Origin of the sequence: Bacillus sp. RO2 (assembly GCF_012911845.1) — a bacterium.
GTDB lineage: Bacteria > Bacillota > Bacilli > Bacillales > Bacillaceae_I > Sutcliffiella_A.
On sequence record NZ_JAAXCU010000008.1, the window covers coordinates 18,034 to 28,104 of the forward strand.

The window sequence follows — 10,071 nt, forward strand, 5'->3', positions numbered from 1 at the left end:
CCAGGCGCTTCGCTTGCCTGCGGGCGGTCCGGGAGCCTCCTCACTTCGTTGCGGGGTCTCCCCTGTCCCTTCCTCCCGCGGGCGTCTGCGCGCCTTCCACTCCAATCAGCCAGGTTAATACGTTCAACTTCTAGTCAATCAAACCAGTAATTTAAAACAGAAAAGCCCAGATGGACTGTCCCTGTATTAGGAGGGAAAGCAGTCCATCTGGGCTTTCATCGCATAGGTAAACAAACGGAATCGCCATGAAAAACATAGATGGTGTTAACTTCCCCTCATAGTCCGACCAATGTGGCGGTCGGGTAGAGACTTATGGGCCATATTCCCAAAATTATATGAGGTTTCATTATTTGTTTTTAATTCGTTTTTATCTACGTTTATCTTACCGTCAATTTTCGTTAATGTCAACGGAAATCATGAACAATGTAGTTTGTTTGTCGATTAATGTTCGTATTTTGGTGTTATTTTTCAATTAATTTGCCTTCAAATAATATTTTTCTTCCAATCGGATGCACTTCTTTGTGACCATTTTTTACCGTCTCCTGGAAAATGGGCTCTTCCATCCGGCGTGAGGGCATGTAGCCTTCTTTTGCCATTCGGTCAAGGCAATCACTGATCGTTTCATTTTCCATTACTTCGAATTTTCGTTTTCGCGGCGTCTTACCCATTCTTTAATTTTCCTTTCCTTTACAGCTTTTACCCAGAAACCACCGTGAATGGTTTTTGGTTCGTAGGCAATGATGAATGCCTTAGGGTCATGCTCTTTGATGGCATGATACAAGCTCACTTCGTATTTTCGAGGCGTTAAAATTTGCAAGGCCATTCGGTCGCCTTCCAGTCCATTTGCCTGCCAGTTGGTCACCCCGTACCCTTTTTCACGCAAAAGCTTTGGCAGATCCTTGTCATATTCCTTCGTAATGACATTTACTGTGGTGTATCCAAGCGCAAGCTTTTCTTCTATTTTCATCCCGACAATGACGCCAACACCATATCCCAGTGCGTAGGCAGCCAAGTTTTGGATTTCATTCAGATTGTCCAGTACCAGGCCTAGACCGACCACATAAATGACAACCTCTACCATGCTGATTCCCGCAGCCAAATAACGCTGTCCCTTTAAAGTCAAAATCATTCGTATCGTAAAAAATGATACGTAGACAATATTGATAATGATAATGATTGCTACCATAACTAAACTATTTTCAAGCAAGATACCTGCCTCCTAGAGCCTAAATCTAGTATCTAATTCTAATGGAACCTGCTATAACCTGTAAACACTTAAGGTAAATTAATTGGTCTAAAGTCCCAGAAGTGTTAGTATGGTATAGCTGTCGTTTTTGTTACAAATACTTAATTTATGAAAGAAGTGATGAGAAATCATTAAAGGAGTGAAAATATTTTGAAGAAAACAACCCCTGTGTTTATTGTTTCTATTATTGTTGCTGTCTTATTCATCATTTGGGGTGTAATTCCCGCAAGCATGTTGGGAGACGCCGCTTTAAAGCCTGTAACAGAAGCTGTACAAGATTTTATTGTAGATAAGTTCGGTTGGTTTTACCTTTTAACTGCAACAGGATTTTTGTTATTTAGCATTATTCTTATATTCACTAAATTCGGACGTATTAAACTTGGCAAAGACACGGACGAACCGGAATACAATTACATCACATGGTTTGCGATGTTATTTAGTGCCGGGATGGGTATCGGATTAGTATTTTGGGGTGCTTCAGAGCCGATGTATCATTTTTTCGCCCCACCGACTGGGGAAGGAGAGACGGCTGAAGCGGCCAGGGTAGCAATGCGCTATTCATTTTTCCATTGGGGACTGCATCCTTGGGCCATCTATTCTGTCATCGCGCTCGCATTAGCGTATTTCCAGTTTAGAAAAGGCTCACCAGGAGTTATCAGCTCCATCTTACGACCACTTTTAGGCGATCGGGTCGATGGCAATCTTGGTACCTTCATTAACTTTATCGCGGTGTTCGCTACTATCTTTGGAGTTGCTACTTCCCTGGGACTCGGAGCTATCCAAATTAGTGGCGGCCTTGCGAGCGTAACCCCGGCTATCACAAACAATATCACGACTCAACTGATCGTGATTGCAGTGGTGACCGTACTGTTTATGTTATCGGCACAGACAGGGTTAAACAAGGGGATCAAATATTTAAGTAACCTGAATGTCGTGCTCGCTATATCATTAATGTTGTTCTTGCTGTTCGCAGGTCCAACCAATTTTATTATGGATCTGTTTACAACAACCGTTGGAAGCTACATTCAAAATTTGCCATCCATGAGCTTCCGTTTGTTCCCGTTTGACGCAGACAATTCATGGGTTCAGGATTGGACCATTTTCTATTGGGCATGGTGGATCGCTTGGGCACCATTTGTAGGTACGTTCATCGCCCGCATTTCACGAGGTCGTACAATTCGTGAGTTCTTGCTTGGAGTTTTATTGGTTCCAACTATTTTCGGCGGACTATGGTTCTCCGTATTCGGAGGATCTGCGATATTCTTGGAGTATTTTGAAGGCATCCCGGTGTATAGTGTCATTACCGAGTCTGGCACGGAAGTCGCACTGTTCTCTGTCTTGCAAAACTATCCGCTTGGCTTGATCATGTCCGGTCTTGCCATCTTCCTGATCTGCACCTTCTTCATCACTTCAGCAGATTCAGCAACCTTTGTCCTTGGCATGCAAACAACCAACGGCAGCCTGCATCCACCAAACTCCATCAAGTTTGTGTGGGGGCTTATCCAATCGGCAGCAGCAGCGATCCTATTATGGACAGGCGGACTCAAAGCACTTCAAACCGCTTCCATCATCGCCGCTTTCCCATTCGCCATCATCATGATTCTCATGGTCTTCTCGCTCATGAAATCATTCAAAGGCGAAAAATTCACCAACGTCACGAAACCGGTGAGTGGGGAGAAAAAGGACTAACATACGCAAAAAGCAAAACGCTCAGAATTTATCTGAGCGTTTTGCCATTTATTATGGTGAAAGGTTCGTTACTTCAAAGAATGTTGGGTCTGGCTTCATTATCTTCCATCCTTTTTCTGATAGAAAATATATTTCCATATCACTTTCATAATAAACTTCAATTTCAAGGTCACCAACAACAAGAATACTTGCCTTTTTCCTTTTAGGGATTTGGTCTTCTTTCTCCCTATCTATTGCATTATTTATTAGCGATTGAACTTCTAGGATTTTGGATTTATCAGTTATTTTAGAACAATTACTATCTTCTAGCTTTGCATAAATGCAAATGCTGGTTGGTATATCCTTGATCCAAGGTGTTGTTGTAATGATTGGGTGTTTATCGAAAATAACTTCGGTTTTTTCATTAAAGGATTGATAGTGCGCAGATATTTGCAGCACTCCGTCAAAGCCATCTTTTCTCCAACTCGAATAAAAACCAGACCAATCATTTTCCTCCCCTTCGTCATCCAGAGCAGATTGTATATACTCAACCTTCCAGCCATGCTTAGGAAGTTCCTTTTGATAAAAAGAATATATATCCTCCCAGCGATCGCCTTCTATTTCATATTGGCTCCTGGAAGCCTTTAAACCTTTATACAAAGGAATATCTTTTTGTTGTTCCGGAATAATTGTCATTCCCTCGTAGGCATCATCAGTAACTTTTTCATAAGAAAACCATCCCAGAAGGATTAAAATAAGGATACTTCCGAAGAAAAATAAATTTCTTTTTTTCATGATATATCTCCCTATTGTGTAATTTGGGGTCAGACCCCTCTTTACCTCTTCATCACTTTACCATACAAAACCACTGCCGGAAGCAGCAGTATGGCGCTAAGCACTAGCGCGGTGCGAATGTAGTATCTGGTGGCAATGACGCCCACGAAGGGTCCTCCTAGTCCTTGCCCGACCGCGTTGCCCTGGCCCATGATGGATAGGACGGTGGCCCGTGATTTGCTTTCCAACTGTTGATTCAGCCATGCCTGATATATCGGGGCAGTGATGGAGCCGTTGATGCCAAGCATCCAGAAACAAAAAATGGCCAAGTAGAAGGATGGTGTTACCGCGAAGAGAACCAGAAAGATAACCTGCCCAATCGTAAAGTAAAACAAACTGTATCTGATCACCTTTGGCTGATTCACATCAAATCTGCGCTGGTACCATTCCATCGCTCCGATGCTAATCAACGTTCCCACAAACTGAATGACACCGAACCAAATAACCACATCCAGTGAACCGATGCTTGGAAAAGTGAATGCTTCCAACAGATGCGCTTCCCAAAGGCGGTCAAATCCCTCAGATGTTGCACCGATAAATATCGTCACCACTAAAAGCATAATAAGTACCGGCTTGTTTTTTATAAAAGACACACCAGAAATAAACGTGCCGGACATTGCTTTCAACGGATTCACATCAGCATGTTCCACTCTCTCGAAATTCTTTTCTTTCATATAAATGCACAAGAAGACCCCAAGCAAAATGTAAAGCAATCCGCCTGCCAGATAAGGAAGATTCAGTGCAATGCTTGCAAGTGCTACACTGATAACTATCCCAATAAGGCTCGCAATAAGCCGGAGTTGATTCGTGCGGACAAATATTTTCGCAACCGACCCTTCCCCTACTTCATCTGTCAGCCATGCCTGATCCGCTCCACTTAGGAATGTCTCTCCAATTCCGCGGATGAACTCTCCAATGAGTAATAGCACAAACGCAGACAACACCCCAGCAACTACCGTACTACCACTCAAGTAAAGGATACTTCCTTCAAAAATAAAGGCAGCCCCTAAGATGAATGTCGCAATAATAATGGACAGTCTCCTGCTGTAGGTGTCGGCCACCACTCCGGTTACACTTTCGAATATAATAACCGTCAACTCTATGGCCGTTCCAATCAATATTAGCTGTAAAGGATTCAATCCTAATTCTTCAATATAATAGATCGCATACGTGGTAAACATAATCGAGCTCGCAAGCGAAATAATGATATGCATGGCGTAATACACATGTTTTGTTTCCAATGTGTTCATTGTTACCTACTTTCCAGCAAGCAACAACACGGTTTTAAACGTTAGTCGTCACTTGCTATTACGTTGTTTTCCCTTTGTGTTTTTGTTTAAAATCAATGTATTGTTTTTTGACATGATCAAACACCTCCATTTCAAAATATACCATGATTTCCCTTATAATTGCTTAATTGATTTTCGACAAAGCTACGGAAATAGGATTTACTCTATCAAACGTTACCTAGGCACTCACCTGCCCACCTCTGCATAATCTATTGGCAAAGAGAATGCAACCAGGAAAGGAAGCGTGATTGCTAATGATGCCATTTAATCAATTTAAAAATATGGGAGACTGGCGCAAACAATGGGATCAGTTTTTCGGAGACGAGTTTTGGAACGGGTTTGAGCCATACTTTGAAAACATGCAGACCCAGACCAATCTTTACAAAAAAGAGAACGAGCTGCTCTGTGTTATGTGCCTTCCAGGCCTTGTAAACCCAGAACAAGTACAATTGTTTGTTCGCCCGCAGCAACTTGAAGTAAAAGGCCAAATCAACCTCAACATCCAAGGCTACGAACTCATTGAAGAAGGAATTGCACAAGGTGAATTTCAACGCACCTTCGAACTCCCGTTTCCAGTCCGCGACGACAAAGTAGACGCCACCTACGAAAACGGCCTCCTCCTCATCCAACTCCACCGCCACATCATAAGCGACACCAAACGCCAAATCTATGTGAGGGGCGGGGTGAACAAGGAGAAATAAAAAAATAAAAATAAGGGGTCAGACCCCTCTAGGAATTTCCACTCCGACGTCGAATACTATATAAGTTAACACTACCATCCTTATTCCCCTTCACCTAGAAGGGGTTTTTTATATGCTTTTTAGGTAAGTTTAGTAAGTGAAATGGGTATCCCCGAAAAAAATTTAAAAATAAAATGAACGGTTTATGAACTCGCAGCGTCTTATGGTTGAACGCATGGAAAGAAGCACGAAAACGCTAAGAAAGGAGGCATCGATTTGGAGCAGGAAGAAGACATTTATCTGATACAAGAGGCAATCACAGGCGACGACGATGCCTTCACGCAGCTATTTCAGAAGCACTATTCTTTTCTATATAAATACTTGCTCAAACTGACACTGAACGAAGAAACGAGCAACGACCTGGCCCAGGAAACGATGATGAAGTGCTATACCAACCTCGCATCCTTCAAAGGAGAAGGGAAATTCTCCACCTGGATGATCTCGATTGCCTCAAGGCTCTACATCGATTCCATCCGGAAACGAGAACGTGAGAAGAAAAAAGCCAACCGGCTCCTACATGTTCTATCCAGACAGCTCACCTTCCGCTCAAAATCAAACGGAATGGATTGGAGCGATACGTTCTCAGACTTCAATCAGCTGCCACCAGAAACAAGAACGCCGATTTTACTGAGACATTATTACGGCTATACCTATGAGGAGATCGGCACGATGCTTGGCATTAGAACAGGAACGGTAAAATCAAGAGTGCACAACGGTATCAAATCGCTAAGGAAGGAGTGGGACCATGACGATGAATCAACAGGATAAGAGAGAAAAGGAACTTCTAACAAAACTTCACAAAGACTGGCAGCAACTAGATGAATTAGGGTCACCTCCCATCCCTACAGCTCATCAAATGCAGGAACAACTTCATCTAGCGAAATCAGCTAAACGTAAAGCCTTCCAAAAGGAGCTCGGTATTTTCGTCATCACCGCGCTTATCCTTTTAACAGCCTTTACAACAGCCATGTTCCAAGCACCCATGTTATTTATCGTCATTCAAGTTTCAACATTCGTCCTAGCACCAATCATTTTCTACTTCCTACAAAAAAATAAAGCTAAACAGGAAGGAAGCATCTTGTCATGACGCCAGAAAAACTGGACCAACTATACACCATTCTCCCATGGCTCATTCCTGTTCTATTGACACAAAGCATCCTGCTATTCATTGACGCTAAGAAAAAAGGCAGTTACGCATGGTTCTGGGGAATCTGGGGATTAATTCAATTCCCACTGCCTACTCTGTTCTATCTGCTATTCGTGTTCTACCCACATAATAAGAAACTAAAGAGGAGAGGATTTTAATGGCAAACATCAACTGGTCACTTGCTGCACCACTAATCGTTTTACAACTTATTTTAATTATCACGGCCTTAATCAGCCTTAGCCGTCAAGAACAAACGAACGGACCTAAATGGGCCTGGGCTCTCATTATACTTTTCATCACTACTATCGGCCCTATCCTTTATTTTGTTATCGGCAGAAAAAACGACTAGGGAGCGACTGGAATGTTACTTGAAATCAATAACTTAACGAAAACATTTAAGCAGCACCAAGCCGTCAAAGGCATTTCTTTTCACATAGAAAAAGGAAGTTGCGTCGCACTTCTCGGTCCAAATGGAGCCGGTAAAACAACTACCTTGCAAATGCTTGCGGGACTTCTTACACCAACATCTGGTTCAATCCGTTTTACTCAAAACAACGGCAAGGACTACCGATACCAAATCGGATTCTTGCCCCAGCATCCTTCCTTTTTTTCCTGGATGACACCAAAAGAATATTTACAGTTTGCAGGCAACCTTTCACACATCACAAAGGCACAACTTAAATCCAAAATTGATGAAACACTTGAATTTGTCAGCTTGGCGGATGTGAAAAACAAACGGATAGGCGGCTTCTCCGGTGGAATGAAACAACGGCTGGGCCTTGCGCAAGCCTTAATGCACGACCCGGAGCTCCTAATTCTCGACGAACCCGTTTCCGCCCTTGACCCGGACGGCAGACGCGATGTCTTAAAAATTCTCACTGAATTAAAGAACCGCATGACCATCCTGTTTTCCACCCATGTTCTACATGATGCAGAACAGGTTTGCGACACTGTCATCATGCTAAAAGAAGGGCAAATCAAGTGGGACGGCAGTCTAGCAACATTAAGGTCTGAACACACAACTTCTGCTGTAAAAATAAAAACGGAAGAGCCACTCACTGGACAATTAGATGGCATTCCAAGCATAGAGTCTATTGACTATACCGATACACACACTGCCACCATCTATGTAAACGAAATGACCTTCCGCAGCAAGAATATTTTATCAAAAATACTAGATAACCAGCTCACCCTATCACACTATGAAAAGGTGCAAGATTCCCTTGAAGACGCATATATGAAGGTGATGAACCGATGAAAAACTTCGCCACTCTTTTTATAAAAGAAATGCAAGAAAGCATGCGCAACGGAAAATGGATTTGGCTTCCTATTGTCATCATGATCATCGGCATATCCCAACCCTTAACCAGCTACTATATGCCACAAATCATCGAATCAGCCGGTAACCTGCCAGAAGGGGCCGTCATTGAAATCCCAACTCCCTCCGGAGAAGAGGTTCTGGCCGGCACACTCGGACAATACGGCACAATTGCCACGCTTCTATTTGTGCTAGCTACGATGAGTGTCATATCAACCGAACGCCAAACCGGTACCCTCACACTCGTCATGGCCCGTCCTGTCCAGCCACTACAGTACATCCTAAGCAAATGGACAGCACAACTCATCATCGCTCTAACATCCCTGCTACTCAGCTACGTACTAACATGGTACTATACCAATCTACTATTCAACCAAGTAGATTGGGACATCATGCTCGCAAGCCTCGGCGTTTATAGCTTATGGATCGTATTGATTATCTCTGTTACTATCTTTGCAGGAACTTTGCTCCGCACATCAGGAGGCATCGCCGGAGTCAGCGTATCGTTTCTTGCACTCTTGACTGTAACTACAGGACTCTTCACCAAATTTATGGAATGGAGTCCAGCCAAGCTAAGAGAACACGCAACTGCCATCCTTATGCAAGGGGAGCTTCTTGAAAACGGCCTGCTCGTTATTGCAGCTACACTTTGCCTATCTCTACTTCTTGTCCTGTTGGCAACTTTCAACTTTAAGAGATTTGAACAGTTCTAATTATAAAAAAAGAGTAGCTACAGGTTCTTCTTTTAAGAAGCCGAGCTACTCTTTTGTCTTTCTATCTCTTGTAAAAAATATTCTATGGCCTTTTTCCCCTTCAGCCTCACTACCAACTTGTCCTCCTGATAAAAATCCAAACGGGACTTCATCGCTTTTTTCCTTGCTCGGTAAGTCGTGATAATAAACTTAAGGAACCCCCACTCCATTCTCTCCGTACACTCCCCACCAAGATCAGGACGCTTATTCCCAAGATTAGTCAGCCATCTCTTTAAAACCCTATATAAACAAACTCGTAACGGAAGCTCCAAATAGATGATGGTGTCTGCCTTTTCTGCTCTTATATCAAAAGTAGCTGTATAATTCCCTTCAACGATCCAAGTGGTGTTGTTCTTTATCATTTCCTGTTGCGATTGTGTGAATTCCTCCGGGCTTGCCTGCACCCAGCCTGGTTTCCAAAAGTACGCATCCAGATGATATACTTTTACGTCTAAAGCTTTTCCAAGCCTGCTGGCAAACGTGGATTTCCCTGCTCCTGCTGATACCCCAATAACCATTATGCGCTGCATTATTAATTCCCCCCTTTTATGTACGATCTATGTTTAGAGTGTTTAGTATAGAGGAAAGTAATTGGAAAATCTAGGGGTAGTTGGATAAATTCTTGTTCTGCCTCTATAATGATAGAACATCCTTTTTCCCCTCTGTATTGGCACCATTCCGCCTCTGCGATGACAGAACTACCTTTTCCTACGCTGTTTTGGCACCGTTCTTCCTCTGCGATGACAGAACTACCTTCTTCTCCGCTGTTTTGGCATCGTTCCGCCTTTGCGATGACAGAACCACCTTCTTCTCCCCTGTTTTTGCACCGTTCTTCCTCTGCGATGACAATTCCTCCCCTTTCCAAAGGATTCTGTCATTGTTCCGCCACCAACTTCTCAAAAAAGAAAACACAAAAAAACCAGCGCCTAATCTAATAAGCACTGGTTTCTCATAAATTTGCCTGGCAACGTCCTACTCTCACAGGGGGAGATCCCCCAACTACCATCGGCGCTGAAGAGCTTAACTTCCGTGTTCGGTATGGGAACGGGTGTGACCTCTTCGCCATCATTACCAGAC

14 protein-coding genes, 1 rRNA gene and 1 riboswitch are annotated in these 10,071 nt (G+C 43.2%); of the genes, 8 read left to right on the forward strand and 7 right to left on the reverse strand.

The window, feature by feature from the left end; all coding sequences use genetic code 11:
• Nucleotides 1-258: 258 nt before the first annotated feature.
• Nucleotides 259-359: riboswitch (purine riboswitch) on the reverse strand.
• Nucleotides 360-461: 102 nt separating this feature from the next.
• Together HF078_RS00605 and HF078_RS00610 are read right to left on the reverse strand one after the other, a co-directional pair.
• Nucleotides 462-668: an NETI motif-containing protein gene (locus HF078_RS00605; protein WP_169289387.1), complete on the reverse strand. Its 207-nt coding sequence runs from the start codon at nucleotides 666-668 to the stop codon at nucleotides 462-464.
• Nucleotides 632-1,186 carry a DUF2179 domain-containing protein gene (locus HF078_RS00610; protein ID WP_169289400.1) on the reverse strand — a complete coding sequence of 185 codons (555 nt, stop codon included), beginning with the start codon at nucleotides 1,184-1,186 and terminating at the stop codon, nucleotides 632-634. The genes HF078_RS00605 and HF078_RS00610 overlap by 37 nt, the downstream gene beginning before the upstream one ends.
• A 210-nt stretch (nucleotides 1,187-1,396) precedes the next feature.
• Between HF078_RS00610 and HF078_RS00615 the strand changes: the two genes are divergently transcribed.
• The gene (locus HF078_RS00615) at nucleotides 1,397-2,935 is read left to right on the forward strand and encodes a glycine betaine uptake BCCT transporter (protein ID WP_169289388.1); all 1,539 of its coding nucleotides are present in this window, start codon (nucleotides 1,397-1,399) and stop codon (nucleotides 2,933-2,935) included.
• Between the two features lie 51 nt (nucleotides 2,936-2,986).
• Here HF078_RS00615 and HF078_RS00620 read toward each other — a convergent pair whose 3' ends face one another.
• Together HF078_RS00620 and HF078_RS00625 are read right to left on the reverse strand one after the other, a co-directional pair.
• Nucleotides 2,987-3,709, reverse strand: coding sequence for a hypothetical protein (locus HF078_RS00620; RefSeq protein WP_169289389.1), 723 nt, complete (start codon nucleotides 3,707-3,709; stop codon nucleotides 2,987-2,989).
• Between the two features lie 41 nt (nucleotides 3,710-3,750).
• Nucleotides 3,751-4,998 carry an MFS transporter gene (locus HF078_RS00625; protein ID WP_169289390.1) on the reverse strand — a complete coding sequence of 416 codons (1,248 nt, stop codon included), beginning with the start codon at nucleotides 4,996-4,998 and terminating at the stop codon, nucleotides 3,751-3,753.
• Nucleotides 4,999-5,291: 293 nt separating this feature from the next.
• Here HF078_RS00625 and HF078_RS00630 point away from each other — a divergent pair, with 293 nt between their 5' ends.
• The 7 genes from HF078_RS00630 to HF078_RS00660 all read left to right on the forward strand — a co-directional run bounded on the left by HF078_RS00630 (nucleotide 5,292) and on the right by HF078_RS00660 (nucleotide 8,955).
• Nucleotides 5,292-5,738: an Hsp20/alpha crystallin family protein gene (locus HF078_RS00630; protein ID WP_169289391.1), complete on the forward strand. Its 447-nt coding sequence runs from the start codon at nucleotides 5,292-5,294 to the stop codon at nucleotides 5,736-5,738.
• 255 nt (nucleotides 5,739-5,993) lie between these two features.
• Nucleotides 5,994-6,545: an RNA polymerase sigma factor SigY gene (gene sigY, locus HF078_RS00635; RefSeq protein WP_169289392.1), complete on the forward strand. Its 552-nt coding sequence runs from the start codon at nucleotides 5,994-5,996 to the stop codon at nucleotides 6,543-6,545.
• The gene (locus HF078_RS00640) at nucleotides 6,523-6,864 is read left to right on the forward strand and encodes a YxlC family protein (protein WP_240951647.1); all 342 of its coding nucleotides are present in this window, start codon (nucleotides 6,523-6,525) and stop codon (nucleotides 6,862-6,864) included. The genes sigY and HF078_RS00640 overlap by 23 nt, the downstream gene beginning before the upstream one ends.
• Entirely contained in the window at nucleotides 6,861-7,082 is a 222-nt protein-coding gene (locus HF078_RS00645; RefSeq protein WP_169289393.1) for a transcriptional regulator, read from the forward strand. Before HF078_RS00640 ends, HF078_RS00645 begins: the two co-directional genes overlap by 4 nt.
• Entirely contained in the window at nucleotides 7,082-7,273 is a 192-nt protein-coding gene (locus HF078_RS00650; RefSeq protein WP_169289394.1) for a PLD nuclease N-terminal domain-containing protein, read from the forward strand. The genes HF078_RS00645 and HF078_RS00650 overlap by 1 nt, the downstream gene beginning before the upstream one ends.
• Before the next feature lie 12 nt (nucleotides 7,274-7,285).
• On the forward strand, nucleotides 7,286-8,182 hold the full coding sequence (locus HF078_RS00655; protein WP_169289395.1) for an ABC transporter ATP-binding protein: 897 nt from the start codon (nucleotides 7,286-7,288) through the stop codon (nucleotides 8,180-8,182).
• A complete protein-coding gene (locus HF078_RS00660; protein WP_169289396.1) occupies nucleotides 8,179-8,955 on the forward strand; it encodes an ABC transporter permease in 777 nt (258 codons plus the stop codon). The genes HF078_RS00655 and HF078_RS00660 overlap by 4 nt, the downstream gene beginning before the upstream one ends.
• Nucleotides 8,956-8,987: 32 nt before the next feature.
• Here HF078_RS00660 and HF078_RS00665 read toward each other — a convergent pair whose 3' ends face one another.
• The 3 genes from HF078_RS00665 to rrf all read right to left on the reverse strand — a co-directional run bounded on the left by HF078_RS00665 (nucleotide 8,988) and on the right by rrf (nucleotide 10,070).
• The gene (locus HF078_RS00665) at nucleotides 8,988-9,524 is read right to left on the reverse strand and encodes a P-loop NTPase family protein (protein WP_169289397.1); all 537 of its coding nucleotides are present in this window, start codon (nucleotides 9,522-9,524) and stop codon (nucleotides 8,988-8,990) included.
• A gap of 2 nt (nucleotides 9,525-9,526) precedes the next feature.
• The gene (locus HF078_RS00670; RefSeq protein WP_169289398.1) at nucleotides 9,527-9,859 is read right to left on the reverse strand and encodes a hypothetical protein; all 333 of its coding nucleotides are present in this window, start codon (nucleotides 9,857-9,859) and stop codon (nucleotides 9,527-9,529) included.
• 94 nt (nucleotides 9,860-9,953) lie between these two features.
• A 5S ribosomal RNA gene (gene rrf / locus HF078_RS00675) occupies nucleotides 9,954-10,070 on the reverse strand.
• Nucleotide 10,071 lies beyond the last annotated feature (1 nt).